General features: G+C 67.5%; 12 protein-coding genes. 5 read left to right on the top strand and 7 right to left on the bottom strand.

Annotated elements, in window-relative coordinates; translation table 11 throughout:
• The 4 genes from ABT254_RS43275 to ABT254_RS43260 all read left to right on the top strand — a co-directional run.
• A partial coding sequence (locus ABT254_RS43275; protein WP_351483202.1) for a tetratricopeptide repeat protein occupies positions 1 to 332 on the top strand: 332 nt, incomplete at its 5' end.
• 291 nt (positions 333 to 623) lie between these two features.
• Positions 624 to 881, top strand: a complete 258-nt coding sequence (locus tag ABT254_RS43270; RefSeq protein WP_351483201.1) for a DUF6221 family protein — start codon at positions 624 to 626, stop codon at positions 879 to 881.
• A gap of 151 nt (positions 882 to 1,032) precedes the next feature.
• The gene (locus ABT254_RS43265) at positions 1,033 to 4,584 is read left to right on the top strand and encodes an SIR2 family protein (protein WP_351483200.1); all 3,552 of its coding nucleotides are present in this window, start codon (positions 1,033 to 1,035) and stop codon (positions 4,582 to 4,584) included.
• Between the two features lie 330 nt (positions 4,585 to 4,914).
• Positions 4,915 to 5,043, top strand: a complete 129-nt coding sequence (locus tag ABT254_RS43260) for a hypothetical protein (protein ID WP_351483199.1) — start codon at positions 4,915 to 4,917, stop codon at positions 5,041 to 5,043.
• A gap of 328 nt (positions 5,044 to 5,371) precedes the next feature.
• Here the strand turns inward: ABT254_RS43260 and ABT254_RS43255 are convergent, their stop codons facing one another.
• From ABT254_RS43255 to ABT254_RS43235, 5 genes are all read right to left on the bottom strand, one after another.
• Positions 5,372 to 6,736, bottom strand: a complete 1,365-nt coding sequence (locus tag ABT254_RS43255; RefSeq protein ID WP_351483198.1) for a zinc-binding metallopeptidase family protein — start codon at positions 6,734 to 6,736, stop codon at positions 5,372 to 5,374.
• 140 nt (positions 6,737 to 6,876) lie between these two features.
• Positions 6,877 to 7,395, bottom strand: a complete 519-nt coding sequence (locus tag ABT254_RS43250; protein WP_351483197.1) for an HhH-GDP family DNA glycosylase — start codon at positions 7,393 to 7,395, stop codon at positions 6,877 to 6,879.
• 316 nt (positions 7,396 to 7,711) lie between these two features.
• Complete coding sequence (locus ABT254_RS43245) at positions 7,712 to 8,998, bottom strand: hypothetical protein (protein ID WP_351483196.1); 1,287 nt, start codon at positions 8,996 to 8,998, stop codon at positions 7,712 to 7,714.
• Positions 8,999 to 9,036: 38 nt separating this feature from the next.
• The gene (locus ABT254_RS43240) at positions 9,037 to 9,825 is read right to left on the bottom strand and encodes a hypothetical protein (RefSeq protein WP_351483195.1); all 789 of its coding nucleotides are present in this window, start codon (positions 9,823 to 9,825) and stop codon (positions 9,037 to 9,039) included.
• A 288-nt stretch (positions 9,826 to 10,113) separates the two neighbouring features.
• Complete coding sequence (locus tag ABT254_RS43235) at positions 10,114 to 10,596, bottom strand: hypothetical protein (RefSeq protein ID WP_351483194.1); 483 nt, start codon at positions 10,594 to 10,596, stop codon at positions 10,114 to 10,116.
• Between the two features lie 85 nt (positions 10,597 to 10,681).
• On the opposite strand from ABT254_RS43235, the gene ABT254_RS43230 reads away from it, so the two are divergent.
• A complete protein-coding gene (locus ABT254_RS43230) occupies positions 10,682 to 11,560 on the top strand; it encodes a hypothetical protein (protein ID WP_351483193.1) in 879 nt (292 codons plus the stop codon).
• A gap of 71 nt (positions 11,561 to 11,631) precedes the next feature.
• Here the strand turns inward: ABT254_RS43230 and ABT254_RS43225 are convergent, their stop codons facing one another.
• Together ABT254_RS43225 and ABT254_RS43220 are read right to left on the bottom strand one after the other, a co-directional pair.
• On the bottom strand, positions 11,632 to 12,462 hold the full coding sequence (locus ABT254_RS43225; RefSeq protein WP_351483192.1) for a hypothetical protein: 831 nt from the start codon (positions 12,460 to 12,462) through the stop codon (positions 11,632 to 11,634).
• Positions 12,459 to 16,526 (bottom strand): PDDEXK-like endonuclease domain-containing protein, encoded by a 4,068-nt coding sequence (locus tag ABT254_RS43220; RefSeq protein WP_351483191.1) that lies wholly within the window; start codon positions 16,524 to 16,526, stop codon positions 12,459 to 12,461. The genes ABT254_RS43225 and ABT254_RS43220 overlap by 4 nt, the downstream gene beginning before the upstream one ends.
• Positions 16,527 to 17,038 lie beyond the last annotated feature (512 nt).

The following is a 17,038-nucleotide window of genomic DNA, read 5'->3' as shown; positions in this document are numbered from 1 at the left end:
TGAACAATCTGTCCAACCGTCTGGGAGAGACGGGCCGGAGGGAAGACGCCCTGGCCGCGATCACCGAGGCGGTCGACCTGTACCGGGAGTTGGCTCGGCAGCAGCCTGACGTCTACCGCCCCGACCTCGCTTCCAGCCTGAACAACCTCGCTGTACGGCTGGGTGACTCGGGCCGACGGTCAGAAGCCCTGGCCGAGCTCTCCGAGGCCGTGGAAATCAGGCGGCAGCTGACCGAGGTGCGACCCGAGCTCCATGAAGAGGATCTGGAGCAGTCGCTCAGGGTCAGTTCCTGGCTGAGGACAGGCGGAGGCCAGGCGTGGGCGAACAGCTGATGGAGCATTGTGGGCGGTTCCGTTGTTCCCCGAGGTCGGCATCGACGCCAAGATCGCTGCCGCGCGGCAGCGGCAGATCGAGATTTAGCGGGACCTGGACGCCGTCACCGCCGAGCTGTCCACACCATGGAGCTCAGGCCAGGTCGAGGGCCACGTGACACGAGCCAAGCTCCTCAAGCGCATGGGCTTCGGCCGCGCCAACCTCGACCTCCTCCGCCTACGCATCCTCCTCTGGGCTTGAGCTGGCCAGAACCTCCGCCAACGCCGCTGGAGATCGCCGAGAATCCTCTCGTGGACGAGCTCCTGAGGTTTCTTCACGCCCGTTACGAGGCGGACAACCATGCCTATGCCGAGGTGGCCTACCGCTTCGGGGGTGACGCACTCCTGGACAGTCACCTGCCGATGCTCGACCTGGTAGACATACTGGCTCGGGAGTACGAGGTGATGGACCCCTCCGACACCCGCTTGGCCGGCCTTCGTCATGCCCTCCGCGTGCTCGCTCAGTCGTACGCCGAGCACCCCGATTACCGATCAGAGTGGCGACCCTAAAACCTGTTCCATGAGGAGGCCATGGAGCGTCACAAGATCTCCGACAGAGCCGAATTCCGTGATCGTCCACACTCGCCGTTGGGCGGGGCTTCTGCCCAGGAGCGCTCTAGGCTTCAGGCTTGGAGTCGACGCGGGAGGTCGCGGCGTGTGGTTGACCGGGCAGTTCAGTATCCCTGAGCCGGTGTTGCAGGCGCAGCGCCGGGGGCGCCTGGTGCTGTTCGTGGGGGCGGGAGCATCAATGTCTCCTCCCTCTTCCCTGCCGACCTTCGCGCAACTTGCTGCCCAGGTCGCCGGGGAGGTCGGCGCCGAGGTGACACTGGAGACCACGAGCGCCCCCGATCAGTTCCTGACCCGTCTGGCGGAACGGGACTTGCCTGTCCACGAACGAATCCAGCGGCTCGTGGAGGCGTCCAAGCAGCCCAACGCGGTGCACTCCGCCCTTGTACGCCTGTTCCCGTCGGCAGGTGATCTGCGGATCGTTACCACCAACTACGACCAGCACCTCACTACCGCCGCTACGTCATTCTTCGGGGTACCGCCGGCGGTGTACCGAGCCCCAGCACTTCCGTTGGGCCGGGATTTCACCGGGATCGTGCACCTGCACGGCTGCGTGGACCAGCGCCCGCAGAATCTGGTAGCGACCTTCGCAGACTTCGGACGGGCCTATCTGACTGATGCGTGGGCGGCGCGGTTCCTGCAGGACATGTTCCGCACGTACTGTGTGCTGTTCGTGGGTTACAGCCACAACGACCTGATCATGCAATACCTCGGCAGAGGCCTGCCGCCGGGAACGGAGCGCTTCGGGCTGATCAGCGATGAGGCGCCGCCCAACCGCGACTGGTTGGCCATGGGGATCACCGCGGTGACGTACCCGAGCGCGGATCGTCATGCCGCGCTCACCGAGGGCCTTGAGCGGTGGGCCGAACTGTCCGGCTGGGGGCTGCTCGAACAGGAGCAGCAGATCAGGGACTTGGTGGCACCCCCGCAGGAGCCGGACGGCTCGGCCCGGGCGTCGGTGCCGCAGGACCCGGCGCGGCTCTCCTATCTGGAGTCGGTCATCTCCCAAGAGGAGACCGTGTCCCTGTTCACGCGTCACGCGCAGGACCCGGTCTGGCTTGACTGGGCCAGTGCCCAGCCCGCGTTCACGCCGCTGTTCCAATGGGGTCCTGCCCTCGACCGTGTGGGCAGCGCCCTGTCTTGGTGGTTCGCCCACAGCTTCGCTGCCAGGTTTCCCGCGGACGCCATGGCGGTCGTCCACCAGCGCCGCGGAGTGCTGCACCCGACCACGGCGCAGGATGTCGCTGCCTCCTTGCGCACCACGCAGCCCGATGCCCAGGCCATCGGCGGATGGGTGCCGGTGCTGATCCGAAGCCAGGCCTCCGGCTTGGCCCTGAGCTGGCTTCTGTCTTCCCTGACCTGGCCCGAGCACCGGGACTCCATCCTGCTGCTGCTCGATCACCTGATCGCGCCTCAACCCCAGATGGTGCCTTCATTCACTGCACCGGGCGCGGTGCGGTTCGACGTCGACACGCTCACCGGCGACGAATACAGCCTGCGCGAGGTCTGGGAACGGCTGCGCGGCTCGCACGTGGACGAGATCTCCCACAGGATGCTGGCAGGCGTGGAGCGGCACTTGCGCAACGCGCAGACGGCCTGCTCAGCCAACCGGGACACCAGCGGGTTCGACCTCCGCAGCTTTCAGCGCTCCGCGATCGAGCCGCATCCGCAGGACACTCCCCCGACCGGGTTCGACCTGGTCATCGACATCGCACGCGACTGCTCAGAGCACCTGGCCAAGGTCACACCCGAGCTTGTGGTCTCGCTCTTCGAATCGTGGGCCGGCAGCGACGTCGTGCTCCTGCAGCGCCTGGCGGTCCACGGATGGAACGCCCGCACCGACATCGGCGCGGACGACAAGCTGCGCTGGCTGCTGACTCACGACTTGTTGTATGCAACGGCGACCAAGCACGAGGTGTTCCGGCTCATCGCCAATGCGCTGCCCGGAGCCGAAGACGTCCGCAGCGACCTGCTCACCCGAATCCTGGCCGGCCCCGACACCGACGATGGCGAACCGCGCCGTGCCGAGCTGCGCGCCTATGAGGTCTACAACCTGCTCACCTGGACCTGCCAGCACGACCCCTCGTTCACCCAAGCCCAGCAGGCGCTGAATGAACTCCAGCAGGCCCACCCGAACTTCACCGCCAGGAAGTGCCCGGATCTCAACATCACCTTCCAGGCAATCGTGACGCGAAGCCCAGTCACCACAGAGGAATTGTCGTCGATGGTCTCCGACGAGGACATCGACCGGCTGCTCACCTATCAAGGCGAGCCGCGCCCCGACGTCTTCGCCGACCGCCAGGCGATGCTGCCCAAGGTGACCGAAGCCGCGGCCGCCACCCCCGCGTGGGGCATTAGGATCGCCACCGCACTGGTGGCCAGAAGCGAATGGCAGACCGATCTGTGGCCCTGCTTGCTCGAAGCGTGGACGCAGACCGCCCCCCGGCTGGACGAGGAGTCGGCCCTCGACGTACTCGGAATCCTCGGCCGCCTCAACCAGGAGGCGGTCACTGGGGAGGTGCATGCGGCGACAGTGCGGCTCCTGCGGGCTCTGGCAGCCGACCATGCCCCGAGCGAGCGGGTGCTGGCCGCCTGCGAGGCACTCGGCGGCGCCCTGGTCGAACAAGCCGAGCAGGAAGGACTGGCCCCGGCGGCCACGGATCTGTTCAACGACTGGTCCTACGGCCTGACCGCATTCTGGGTGCAGGAGGCAGTCCGACGCTGGAACGCCACGGCCAAGGACCGCCGGACCGGCCTGCCCGAAGCAAGCCGGGCTGCGCTGACCGCGCTGGTCGACGGGCGGCATCCACGCACACTCACTGCCGTCGCCACCCTCGCCCAGAACCTTCCGGCTCTGGTCGCAATCGACGAGAACTGGACGACCACGCACCTGCTCCCCGCCTTTGACTGGGCCGCCGACACCGTCACGGCACGGGCCGCGTGGACCGGTTACCTGGCCGCCCCGTACTGGAACGAGCGCATCCTGGAACTGCTGCGTCCCTCGCTCCTGCAGTGCTTCACCCACATCCAGGACGAGCAGCTGCGGCCCACACTGGTCACCCACGTCGCCGACCTGTGCCTGTACAGTGCCAGCGCCGCCCAGCCGGAGCACGGGATCCTCACCCCCTTCCTCAGCTCCTCGAACGTCACCGACCGCAAATTGTGGGCGCAGCACCTCGGCTGGCGACTCAATAAGCTGCAACCCGCAGAGGCCCAGGGCAACTGGGAACGCTGGATCAGGGACTACTGGGCCCGGCGTCTGGACAACCGCCCCGTCCGACTCACCGCCGAAGAGGGCGGGCAGATGCTCGACTGGGTTCTCCCAGCCGGGGACCTCTTTCCCGAAGCAGTCGGCCTTCTCGTCAAATCGCCCTCACGCTTCCCCGGAGCTTTCCTCTTCTTCCGCAACCTCAAAGACTCGCCAGTCCTGGCCGAACACCCAGCCGAAACCGCCCGGCTCGCCGCCCACGTCCTGACGCGCCTCAACGGCCCGGTCGCGGTGTGCGAGGAGATCGGCTCGGTCCTGCACGCCCTCACCGCCACCCGCGACCCGGAACTCACTCCCGACCTCCGCAAAGCCTGCGAGGGCGCTGCAAAAGCAGGATGCCCCGACGCCCTGACCTGGGCCAAGAACTACCCTAAATGACCATTCCAGCGCATTGGTACAACCCCCGCCGCACGTCACGCACATCCCGACTGGACTCCCTGGATGAGTTGGGCATGCGATGGTAGGTGCGGGTAGGGGCCGTTGAGGCGTGCGTCGGTCGCCTGCCCGTGCGGCCGACTCGCTGTGCATGCACGGCTGTTGGGGTCGTTGCCGGGCGACTAATCGCCAGGGTTCGCCAGGGTGCGCCTGATGGTGTGCCACTGGGTGATGAAGCCACTCTGAGACTGCTCACCTTTGTACCGGACCTGCCTGTCCCAGCAACCGGGCTGGGCATGCCCAGGATCTGGGCTCTTCGGTAAGGAGGTGGGCATGCGAAAGCGGAAGAAGGGTGACCGCCGCATGCAGCGGTGGGACCCGACCAGCCGGGCGCAGGTGGTTGTCGCTGCGCTCACGGCGGTCACCGCGATCGCAGGATGTGCGGCTCAGTTCGCACGCTGAGGCGTTGAGGCGAAGACACAGCCGGACGGCCACGGTGGGGATCGCGTAGGCGGGCCCGACCGGCAGATGATCGGCCGGACCCGCCTCGACGCTCCGCACATCCGGCCCGGGTTCTGGAGGCCACCAGAGCCCGGGCACCGCGGACTATGCGGCTCCTGTATCAACAGGAGGTCTATGTGGACACGATCCAGTATTGCCCCCTGATCGGCCATCCCGACACCCTGGCGAGCAGGAGTGATACGTGGCGAACAAGGGTGGCGCGTGCACGATATTTTGATCTTGAAACTGGCAGGCGATCCCTCACCGGTGCCACCCCACCAGTAAGGCGTCATAGCCAGGTGTCACCCTCGTCGCGGAAGACAGGCCACGGCCGGTCAGAGGCGCCTGAGGACAACAACAGGTGCTGGATCCCTGCTGCCCAACAGTCTTGGTCGAGCAGTTCGATCAGGTAGTGGTCCATCTCCGAGGGTTTCAGCTGCAGAGTCCGGGAGAGCGTGGCGGTGAGTCCGTTTGCCGTACGCCATTCGGTCTCGTTGTGCATCTCCATGACGACCTCACCAGCCATCAGGTTCTGGGTGCCCGGTGGACGTACCCACTGTGCGGGGATGCCACGGGCGGTCAGGTCTTCGGCCAGGGACGGGCCGGACGTCTCCACCACGACGGTCATGACATCGCCGATCAGACGTGCTGCGGCCACTGGGTGCATGGGGTAGACGCCCCACGGGACGCGTAGCGGGTCGCGCGAGACGCTGTCCAGACTCGTGGCGTGCACATTGAAGTCGAGTTGGCTTCCGATGCATGCACGGCGGCGTGCGGCATCCCATTGGCGAGCTACCCGTTGTTGGAACTCCTGCCGTGTCCAGCCCTGACCGATCACGCCGTACAGGTCGACGGCGAGCAGGGCGCGGCTGCCGGGTACCTTGGCAGCGAAGATCCCGTCCTTGGCTGCGCGTTCAGTTGCCGTCTGCAGCAGCTCCAAGTGTGTCCGTAGCGGGGTGTCGACATCATGGAGCCGTTCGCCGGCATTGTCGCCGGGCAGTGCGGATCCGGTGCGGATGGCGTCGTAGGCGGTCGCGATCCGGCGCTCCTGGACGGTACTGCGGTACCTGGCGTTGGTCTTGATCTCGTACGTGTGCGGCCCGTCGTCCTGCCAGGCGGTGATGTCGCCGATCCGCAGGCAGCTGGTCAGATCGCGCATGAGCGCGAACTGGCCGTCGTCACGCCAGTGGGTCTCTACAGTCTCCAGCTCCGCCTTCAGACCGGCCTTGCCTGCCATGATTCCGGACGGCGGGTTCCGGCACAGGGCGAGGATGTAGCGACGGTCGTGATTGAAGGCCCGCCAGGCCAACGCGTCGCCGACCGAGCGGAACTGTCGCGCCACCCGCTCGCACAACTCGCGCTCGAGAACCCACGTCTCGATGTCGGCCGGAGACAACCCTGACTGCGGTTCGGGCGCACCGGCTTGCGGAGGCTTGCCGTCGCGCATGCGCTTGACCGCTTTGCTGAAGGCGTTGCGGTGTTCCTCCACCTCGAGGATCTGTCGGAGCAGGTCCTGTTGCAGTTCGTAGCCGTCCTTGGGGCTACAGCAGGCCCGTACACGCTCAATCAACGGCACCAGGTCCACCTGTGCGGCCTGGTGCCGAGGATGCGCGATCACCTCTTCGGGCTCAACGCCCAGATCCAACAGCTTCACCCGCACAGTGTCGCTCCACCATCACCCGCAACAAGACAGGTTTCCCGCGCTCCGCCGTGCCGGCGCGAAGTCGCCTGGCATTTCAGGAGACGAGTTCGTCCAGGAGTTGGGGGACCGTGGTTGCTGAAGTTCCCCAAAATCTACGTGCCAGGCTGCGACTTGAACCGCCATACGGCGTGCTCCAGGCCGCCAGGTTTGTGCCCGAGAACAGCGGCGGTCTCTTCGTACGCGGCTTGCAGTTCTTCGTACCCAAGGCTCGTGACACCGGCATCCACAGCGAAGGCACGCAAGTGGACATCCACTGCTACCTGCGACCGGCCGACGAGATTACCGATGTAGTCGACGCTCTTCGGCCCCACCCCCTTCACGGTGCGCAGGGCGGCACGACTGCCCGGGAGACCGAGCCACTCATGGAGATCGTCCCGGGTATCGACACCCCGGGCCACCAGCAACGCGGTAATCGCGTGAGCCGTCGCAACCCTGCCCGGAGCGTTGAAGTCCATGGCGACGGCCAGGTCTTCTGTGATGATCCGTGCCTTGAAGCCGCGGGCCGTGGCAGCGTCAGGCCACGCCGACTGAAGCCGGAGAAGCCGCGGCCGGATGGTCGATCGGTAGCGGCGCCGGGCATGGAAGCTGGCGTCGCAGATGACGGCGCCCATGTGCGTCCAGCCGCGGGGCGGGTGAAACGGACCGTCACCCAGGACAGATTGAACATGGGCCGCGAGAAGCTGCGCGGGGCTCCGAGAGGGCATGAGCCAATGATCGCGCTCCGGTCGGACACGTGTGAAGAGAGCATCCCACATGCAGCCTCAACTGCCGACGGTTCGGTTTGTCTGCGCCCACCGGCCGTCCTGTGTGACCCCGAAGCTGAGCCGCCAAGGGGCTGCAAAAGACGGCCCGCTCGGCAGATGGCGGAGATATCGCGTGGCGAAGGTCTTGCTCAGCAGGTGAACGCCGTCTGCGTACGGCGTCGGCTCATTTGCGCTTGGGCTCGTATGGGCTCCAGCCACGCAGGTAGGGGCGCAGGTCCTCTGGTGTGATCGTCGGAGGGTCCGGTAGTCGAGGGTTCTGGAGTACGGGGTCGATGCGGTCGGCATAGGCCCGGGCCCAAGCAGTCCACGCCGTGACTCCTTCGGCCGCTGCGGGGCCGGTGTCCTGGCGGCCTTCCAGTACGTCGCAGTAAGCGCGTACGGCAGCGGCTTCCTGCCAAGCCTGCACCTGCGTGCGCAGGGTCTTCACCCGGTGATCTTCCACCAAGGCAGTGCGAGCCTGCTGCATCGCGGTCAGCCAGCATTGGCGTGTCTCTTCCTCTCTGCGCTGCTGGGCCTGCCGTCGTTCGTACTCGATCTGTGCGCGGTGGGCGATTTCTCCCAGGAGGACGGGGAGTTTGTCTTCCAGGCGCCAGCGTTGCCGGTCTCCCCAGAGAGAACGTCGGCCTCGATGCGCGTAGGTGTGCTCAAGGCTGAGGTCGAGCTGGTGGGATGGGCGTGTGGTGTGCGCGGTCACGCGTTGCCAGGCGTACTTCGCACCGCTGGGATCGGGGACCTCGTGGGCGCCTTCGTGGAAGGAGAGCGGGAAGGAACAGTCGCCGATGGTGATCACCAGGCTGGCTGCTGAGCCGGTCTCGGGGGTGCTGACCGTGTAGTTCTTGGCTTCAGCTGCGTGGCAGAGGGCGTGGAGGATGCGGCGGGCGCGGGGCTGGCAGTCGGGGCAGGCCGGGATGTGTGCTGTGGCGGCTGCGGGGTGCAGGCGTTCTGGGGGCAGGTCGTCGGGGACGGGGACGGTCTCGCTTGGGGACGCGGAGCGTCGCGGTGGTGGCCCGGGGCGCAGGGTGATGGTCAGGTCGCCTTTGTCGCGTCCGGTGTGCTGGAGATGGTGGCCGTCGGGGACCAGACGGTCTGCGCGTGTGGCATGCAGGACGCGGCGCCAGTGGGCCCGCTCGTCCGGGGTGGGGTTGGTGATGTGCAGGGTGCCGCCAGCTTGCTGGAGTCTAGTGATCAGATCGGCCGCCTCGGGTGCCGTCGACGGGGCGCTCGGGCGTGGGGCGAGCGTGGCGTCGGTGTGGGCAAGGTGCTGCCGGCCGGCCTCGGTGGGGGCTGCGCTCCAGCGGCCGTCGGTCCGGGTCGTGGTGACCAGGCCACGATTGCGCAGGGCATAGACGGTCGTGGCGAGGCCGGAGTCGTCGGAGGTGATGGGCGTCTGGCCATGGCAGATGCGGCGCAGGACGTCGAGTTGGCGCTCGTTGAGTTTGGTGCGGGCCACGGATCTTCCTGTCGTCGGTGCCCGGTCGGTCGGGAGTGTCAGTCGTCGCGCTCGGCCTGGCGCAGTGTCTCAAGGGGGATGCCGAGTTCCCGCTCGAAGCGGTCGGCTGCCCGGGTCTGTCCGGCCTGCCGGAGGCTGCCGATGGCCTGCTCCATGAGCTGGCCGATGCGGAGGACTTCGTCGCGCAGGGCCTTGAGTTCTTCGAAGTTCTCGACCACGTCGGCGCCGCACCACTGGCGCAGCAGGTTGTAGGCGGGTTGGTTGCTGCGGTCGACCTCTGCGCAGATCTCGGGGCTGATGTGGGTGCCGGGATTCTTGCCGCGGCCGGGGTAGTAGCGGCCGTAGATCGCGTCTTGGCGTGCCTGGCGTTCGTGCTGGTGCACGACGGCCATCAGGTGGTCGGCCCGGGTGCGGGCCAGGAGTCGTGCAACTTCTACGGTGGTGGGCCAGGGCGCGGTCAGCGCGCCGTCGGTGTCGGTGAAGGCCCGTGGATCGCTGCAGAAGAAGCTTTCGGGCACGTCGAGGAGCGCGGTCAGCGCGGGGACATCGTCGACGTACAGCAGGCCCCGGTCACGGTAGTTGACGCCGAAGGACACCACCCCCTCCCACAGATGCTCGTCGAACAGGATGACGACCGCCCGAAATGCGGTGTCATCGTCGTCCGGACTGTCCCGCGTCAGCTCGCTCCATCGCTCCTCGCGGGCCAGCCAGGCGTCCTTGTCCTGCCAGGCCACGCGGAGTCGGGCCGGCGGCACCCACTCCTGCCGGCCTTCCGCTTCCTCCGCGACGAAGCGTACTTTGACCCGCACCGGGCGTTGCGTGCCCATCTTCAGGACCTCGACCTCTGCGACGGGTCCGTGGTGTGGCGCCACCCGGTACGCCCACCGCTCCCCCACATCCACAGGCCCTCCTCTCCTGGCCAACGCCTTGCCACTATCCTGCTCCTGATCACACGGCATGAAGGTGAGCTCCATCAGACCTGCCCCCCGCAGCCGTGGAGGAATAGCCAAGTCGAACGGTGTTGTCGCCCGTTGGCCAAGGGTGTGTGGTGCCGGCGCGGACTTCGGGCCCGGATGCTCGATTCCAGGAAGAGCGCTCTGTGGGGCCTGTCGGGCTCAGGCAGCGCGCTCGTAGGTGGTGCCGGTCCCGAAGACGTCGTCGAAGGGTAAGGCCCGCTGGCTACTGACCAGGTGGTAGGCGCCGTTGGTGGGGTGGAGGGTGTGGAAGCTGTTGTAGAGGACCTCCGCGGGTGTCAGGACACGGAGGTCGCCCAGGACGTAGTACAGCGGCACGGGCGCGTGGACGCCCATGAATTGCAGGCCTGCCAGGGCGCACTTGTGGGAGATGGCGTAGTTGCGGGAGATGGTGCTGGGCATGCGCGATTTGGCGTCTATGGTGACGAGTTCGCTGCCGCGGGCTGCGATGAGGTCGGGGAAGTAGCGCAGTGCCGAAGGTGTGTGGCGCAGGGCTTGCTGGATGGGTGCCGGGTAGGTGCCCTGTCCGCAGGGGTGGACAATCCAGCCGCGTGCTTCGAGTGCGTTTTTGACGGTGTGTTCGTGCTGGTCTCCGATGGTCTTTCGTGCCAGCCAGTCGGTCACTGCTGTGCCTCCTCGTCCGCGGCCTCTTCGCGTAGTACGAAGTGCCACTGTTTTGTATTACCACCGTAGCGGCTATGATGCCGCCATGACGGAGTACGTTGACCCACGTTTTCGTCCCACGCTGTGGCCCGGATCCGCCATTCCGGCCCCGCCCCTGACGCGGCGCATCAAGAACGTGCGCGTCAAGGGCGACTGGATCCTGTGGACCCCGGCCCCCTTCGACGACCGCCCGGCCGTGGAGCTGCCCGAGGACTTCTACCTGCGCGAGCTGATGGAGCTGCGGGACGACGACCTCGAGGGGGCAGCCCGGATGATGGCGGCCTACGGACCCCTCTTCGGCGCCGACCGGGACGATCTGTCCTTCGACAACGAGGAGGTGTACTTCGAGGTGCAGGACATCCCCGAAGCCGACAGCGAGCAGCAGCCCTACCCATTCGGTGTGCACCGCGACCTGGTGGCCATCTACGTGCGGACCGCGCAGGACGCGATCACGACATGGCTGGCCTGCCAGCGCGAGGGCGGGCTCGAAGAACTCGTCCGACCGCACGTCACCGAGGAGACGCTCACCGACCTGCGATCACAGACCCAGCACCGCGAACAGCCCTGGCCACAGTCGCTCGAGGAGCTGCAGGACATCCTCATCGACGCCAGACTCACCTCGCTGGAGGAGGTGTTGAACCGGGCTCTGGGGCGTTTCAGCATCGGCATCGGTGATCTCTCCGACCGCTACCCCACCGTCTACTCCGTGGCGTTCCTGCAGCTGTACAACCACCTCGTCGAAGGCGCCACCGTCCACCACTGCGCCAACGAAAGATGCGGCCGCGCCTTCGTCCGCCAACGCGGCCGCGCCGCATACCGGCAGCACCGCACCACCGGAGTGAAGTACTGCTCCCGCGAATGCGCCCGCGCCCAGGCCCAACGCGAACTGCGCCGGCGCCGCAAGCACGAGGCCAGCACTCCCTGAGTGGGCTCGCCAGGCCGCCGCATTGCCCTGGCCGCTCGACGCATAGCGGTGCACACGACGCAGCCCAAGCGCTAGCGACTGGTCTCGAGGTCGTTGAGGACGGCGAGGACCGGGCCCCAGCACATGCCGACGGTGTCGCGGTCGGGTGTGACGCCTCGTTCTTGTTGTTGGCGCAGGTGGACGAAGTTTCGGTAGTCACGGACGATCTTCATGAAGTCGTGGGCGTCCATCTGGATCCAGCCGCGGGAGCGAGCGGTGTCGAGCAGCAGGGAGAAGCTGGTTCGTTCGGGAGGCACGCGCTTGCCGTTCGGCATGGGGAAGCCTTGCAGCAGGGTGGGGTCGCGGTGGGTGAGGACGTCCAGGAGCAGCGCTTCGGCGAAGCTGCCGATGCCGATGAGGGTGAGGCCGTAGGCGCCGTGCTGTTCGCAGATCTGGGTTTCGGTGACGCGTTCCATGAGCTGCTGGAGGAAGGCTTCGCTGCTGATGAGGGGGCGTATGCGGGCTTCGAGGTCGTCGGGGACGGTGAAGACGGTGGTGTGGCCGTCGGTGCCGGGCTGGCCCAGGACTGGGCGTCCGGAGACGTAGGTGACGGTGAGCTGTTCGGCGGCGAGGTGAGTGTTGAGTGTCTGGCGGACGAGGTCGGCCGAGGCGAGGCCGTCGTCGTATTCGAGCGGGTCGCAGATGCGGCACAGCAGCCGGCTGACGGCGGCCACATCGTCGGTGCTGGTGAGGATGTCGGTGAGCCAGGGGATGCGGGGTGAGCCGTCGTACTCGGCGGGCTGGGGCCACCCGGCGTGTTGGAGGAGCTGGGTGAGTTGGTAGCCGCGACGTTCGAAGGGGCCGTCGATGTCGACGATGAGGCGGGCGACGCGCTCGAGGGTGAGGGGGTCGAAAGGTTTCATTGCTGGGTCTCCCTGTCTGCCGTGTGCTGGGCCTGTTCGAAGGCGTGGGTGAGGCGTTCGACGATGACGTGGCCGCGTTTTTTGAAGCCCAGTTCGATGATGGCCTGGTCGATGCGGGTGTCGCGGTCGAGCTGGAATCCGTCGCTCAGCAGCCAGGACGCCAGGGCCAGCAGGTCGGCGTCGGAGTAGTCGCCGATGCGGTCCGCCGCAGGTAGCGCGGGGCGGGGGCGGCGTGTGGCCGCCGCTGGAGGCGGGGGTGCTGCCGGGGCGGGCGTGGGGGCGGGATCGGCGGGCGTTTCGTCGGCCTGCCGTACGGCATCACGCCAGACAGCGAGGAGGCGGTCGATTTCGGTGTTCGGGTTGGTGAACCAGTCGGCGGCCCAGATGCGGTGGAAGCGCCAGCCGAGTCGTTCCAGGTGTGCCTGGCGCAGGCGGTCGCGGTCTCGGGCGCTGGGAGCGCTGTGGTAGCGCTCGCCGTCGGTTTCGACGGCGAGGATCATCTGGCCGGGGCGTTCGGGGTGACCGAGGGCGAAGTCGATGCGGTAGCCGGACACGCCCCACTGCGGTGTGACGGGGACGTTGGAGGCTTCGAGGGTGGCGAGGACCTGCTGTTCGAAGCCGTTGAGGTTCCAGTCGGTGCGTGCGGTTCCGGTGCGCTGGAGGTCTCCTCCGTGGGAGCAGTACTCGAGGAAGGCGCGCAGCAGTTCGGGACCGCGGTTGCGGGTGTTTTTGAGTTTGCCGGGGTCGAAGTCGTGGTGGGTGAAGGAGCTGACGACGGTCATCGTGTGGCGGGCGCGGGTGATGGCGACGTTCAGGCGGCGTTCTCCGCCGTCGTTGTTGAGCGGGCCGAAGGACATGGAGAGCCGGCCGTTGGCGGCCTTGCCGTAGCCGATGCTGAGGATGATGGCGTCGCGTTCGTCGCCCTGGACCTGTTCGAGGTTCTTGGTGAAGAAGCGGCGCCGGGCTCCGGCGTCGGGGCTGAAGAATTCCTGGAGTTCGGGGTGGTCTTGGAGGGCGTGGCGCAGCGCGAGGGTGATGCGGTCGGCGTGGCGTTGGCCCATGGTGATGACGCCGAGGCTGAGATGGGGGGTGTGGGTGGCGTGGTCGAGGGCGAGTTCGACGACGCGTTCGACTTCCTCGGGCACGGAGCCGCTCTGGCCGGGCTGGGCGTGGCCGTCGACGGCCTCCAGACGGATGGGGCTGGTGAGGGTGGTGCCGGGGAAGGTGACGAGCCGGTCGTCGTAGATGGTGTGGTTGGAGAAGGCGATCAGGCGTTCGTCGCGGCTGCGGTAGTGCCATTTCAGGGTGTGGACGTGGGGCAGGCGGCTGGAGAGCAGATCCAGCAGTGACTCGTAGGCGGCCGGGGGCGCAGCGTCGTCGAGGTCGTCGTCGGTGTCCTCTTGTGTGCCGCTGAGGACGCGCTGGAAGAAGGTGGTGGGCGGGAGTTGGTGGGGGTCTCCAGCGACGATGACCTGCCGTGCGCGCATGATGGAGGTCATCGCGTCGTGCGGCAGGACCTGGCTGGCTTCATCGAAGATGACGACGTCGAACAGGCGGGTGGCCGGCAGGACACGGCTCACGACGAGGGGTGACATGGCCCAGCACGGCTTGGCAGCCAGCAGCACGTCAGGGGCCTTCTCGACGAGCCTGCGCAACGGCAGGTGCCGGGACTTGCGGCGGGCCTGGGTGCGCACCAGGGTGTTCTGGTCGGGCTGGGCGTCACGGACCTTGCGGAGCCGGACGGCGACCTCGTAGCGGACACGGGCGGGGTTGCTGTCACGGTGGATGAGGTCGTTGAGGCGGAACTGCTCGACGACGTGGTCGTGTTCGAGGCGGGTGAAGGAGCGCAGGTAGGCGGAGCGCATGCGCGCCTCCTCCAGCACCGACGACCACCACAGGTAGTCGAAGATGGCCACCGCCGTGTCGGGGTCGGCGTCCGTGTGTGCCAGCTCGTCGAGGAGACCGCCAAGCCCGGCCGCTTCGAGACGGTCGGTGAGCTGGTTGAGTTCGGGCATGCGCAGCAGAGTGTCGCGGTCGCCGTCGAGGCGCTGAATGGTTTTGTCTACATCGTCGACGGGAGCGGTCTGCCAGCCGTCCCAGCGCACGCACAGGGCTATCGCGGCCAGACGGCTCTGCAGATCCGTGAACGCGGTCAGGGCGCGGGTGAGTCCGGGGACGGTCCAGGGGGTCGCATTGCCGCTCACGGACAGCGCCTGCCAGCGGGTGTGCTGGTCGGCCGCCTGGAGGAGGGCGGCGTGCAGCGCGGGGCGTTCGCGCAGACCGTCCTTGGTCAGGCCACGCGCCTTTTTGATCAGTTTCCGGCGGTTCCACCAGCTGATGTTCCGGTCGTGCTCCTTGCGCCAGGCGCGGCTCGCGGTGGCGGCGATGAGCTCGTCCAGGCCGGGGGCGAAGACGGCTGCTTCGAAGCGGGCCAGTGTCGCGGTGACGTCCTGCAGCAGGGTGAGCAGGGCCTGCCATCCCTGGAGGTCGTCGGCCGGGCGCAGGCCTGCGGTGTCCACCAGGTGGGCAAGGGTGTGGCGGGTGTCGCTCAGTGCTGTGCCGGTGAGCTGGTCGAGGCCGGCCACCACGGCGCGCAGTTCGTCCTCGGTGCGGGCCTGGGTGTGGGACCAGGGGGATTCGCCGCGGCGGATGGTCAGTCCTTTCTTGGCGACAAAAGTCCGCAGGTCCTGCTCTATCTGGCGATGGTGCTCGCCGTGGAGGTGGCGCAGTGCGGAGCCGCGCAGACGCAGGCGGGTGTGGTGGGCGGGCGGGCAGCCCATCAGGTGGGTGATCGCCTGGTGCGGGCTCACCTGCCAGGGAGTAAGCGGCTGGTGGAACTCCTGTATGTGCCGGAGGGTTTCCTCGCGGTAGTGGGCCAGGCCGGTGTGCAGGTCGGCCGGGCGGGGCGGAGCCTGCTGACCGGCGCGCTCCAGGGCGTCGTGGAGTTGCTGGGCGATCTGGCGGCGGCTGAGTTTGTTGCCGTGGAGGTCGAAGACCAGGCGGTCCAGGTCCACGGTGGCGAGGCTGTCGGTGACGGCTTCGATCGCGGCGCGTTTCTCGGCGACGAACAGGACGCGTTTGCCCTGGGCCGAGAAGGTGGCGATCAGGTTGGCGATGGTCTGGCTCTTGCCCGTGCCCGGCGGTCCTTCGATCACCAGGTGGGAGCCGGCCAGCGCGGCGCTGATGGCTTTTTGCTGGGAGGCATCCGCGTCGAGAACGAGGTACTCCGAGCGGGGCGGGATGTCGTCGGCGCCGGCTGGAGCGCGGGTGCCGGTGTCCTCGGCCAGGGCACGGTTTGCATCCCGGTCGCCGGCCAGGGCGGCGATGACCGGGTGGTCGGCCAGCAGGTCGGTGGCACCACGCAGGTCCTGGACCATGGGCAGCCGGTCGAAGCTGAAGACGCCCGCCACGATGCGTTCTTCCAGTTCGGCCGTCAGGTTGCTGCGGACGAGAACGGCCTCAAGGATCTCGTAGGCGAGGGGGATGCGGTCGGCCGGGTCCGCACATTCCTCCAGTGCGGTGGACACCTTGTCGGCGAGAGCTTCCGTGTCGCCGTCCATGCCGTACTGGCGGCTGAGCGCGTACAGCAGCACCGGATTGATCTCCGCCTCGCCGGCCGTCTCCAGGACGAAGTCGTTCTCGGACGCGGTGCGCGGCTGGATGACCAGAGGCTGCAGCAGCAGCGGGGCGCGCAATGCCGGCACAGGCGTATTGCCGCGCGTGGGCGGCGGGTCGACGCGCAACAGACCAAGAGCCAAGCGCCCGGCCTCGATGCCCTGCTCCTCATCCAGCTCCACCATCCTGCGGCGCAGGCTCCGTGCCCGGGTGCAGGCAGGACCATGGTCGGCGGCGCCGGGAAAGAGGCCCGCTAGGCGGGTCTTGCGTCCGGCCAGGAGCGAGGTCAGGGCCTGCGGGTTCGCGTCGGTCACATCCAGCGACGCAGTTTGGGTGTCCTTGAAGTGCAACAACGTGTTGTAGGGGCCGAAGTCGACCAAAGCATCGGCCCACTGCTGTGCTTCAGCGGCCACTTTCTCCCGACGGGCCTGCCGCACTATGGCATCCACGTCTCACCCCTTTCGAACCGGCTGCCGAACCCGGCCCGCCTCGGGCCGGAGCCGCCCCGCGTGAGGCGAACAGGCCAACGTACGAAGCTCAAGGCACTCTCAGGCAGGGGGAGTTGGAGCGCACGCGGGGCGTGAAAGAAGCACAAACGGCTCACTGGGAGCGCCCGGAAGACCGGGCTCCAGCCCCTTGCGGCCCGTCTCCGACTGATCCGTGGCAGGCAAGCAGACCTCCATTGGGACGGTCACAGATCCGGACCGGCCTCCTGCGGCGCGGCGTTGACGGAGACGCGAGACAGCCGCACTTCACGAAGCCTGGCCTGTCACAGCGGTCGTGGCACGTTCAGCCCCACCGACCGCCCCGCGCGGGTCCCCTCGGGCCGCTCCCCGCCTCCCAATCGCCAACACCGACTCCAGTACCGCCGGCGAGGATCCACTGCAGGTCTCCCGAGTCCGGGCAGGCCTGCCACGACCCCAGCAACCCTGTTGTCACCAACTGGTCTAGCGTGCTGAGC

The organism is Streptomyces sp. NPDC001137 (genome assembly GCF_040298885.1).
Classification (GTDB): Bacteria; Actinomycetota; Actinomycetes; order Streptomycetales; family Streptomycetaceae; genus Streptomyces.
Note: the sequence above shows the minus strand (reverse complement) of the source record. Positions and strands in the feature narration are given on the sequence as shown.

What these genes read in the sequence shown, in the direction of transcription:
- ABT254_RS43260 (WP_351483199.1), top strand. Translation starts at nt 4,915, where the DNA reads ATGCGAAAGCGGAAGAAGGGTGACCGCCGCATGCAGCGGTGGGACCCG.
- ABT254_RS43250 (WP_351483197.1), bottom strand. Translation starts at nt 7,395, where the DNA reads ATGGGCGCCGTCATCTGCGACGCCAGCTTCCATGCCCGGCGCCGCTAC.
- ABT254_RS43240 (WP_351483195.1), bottom strand. Translation starts at nt 9,825, where the DNA reads ATGGGCACGCAACGCCCGGTGCGGGTCAAAGTACGCTTCGTCGCGGAG.
- ABT254_RS43230 (WP_351483193.1), top strand. Translation starts at nt 10,682, where the DNA reads ATGACGGAGTACGTTGACCCACGTTTTCGTCCCACGCTGTGGCCCGGA.
- ABT254_RS43225 (WP_351483192.1), bottom strand. Translation starts at nt 12,462, where the DNA reads ATGAAACCTTTCGACCCCCTCACCCTCGAGCGCGTCGCCCGCCTCATC.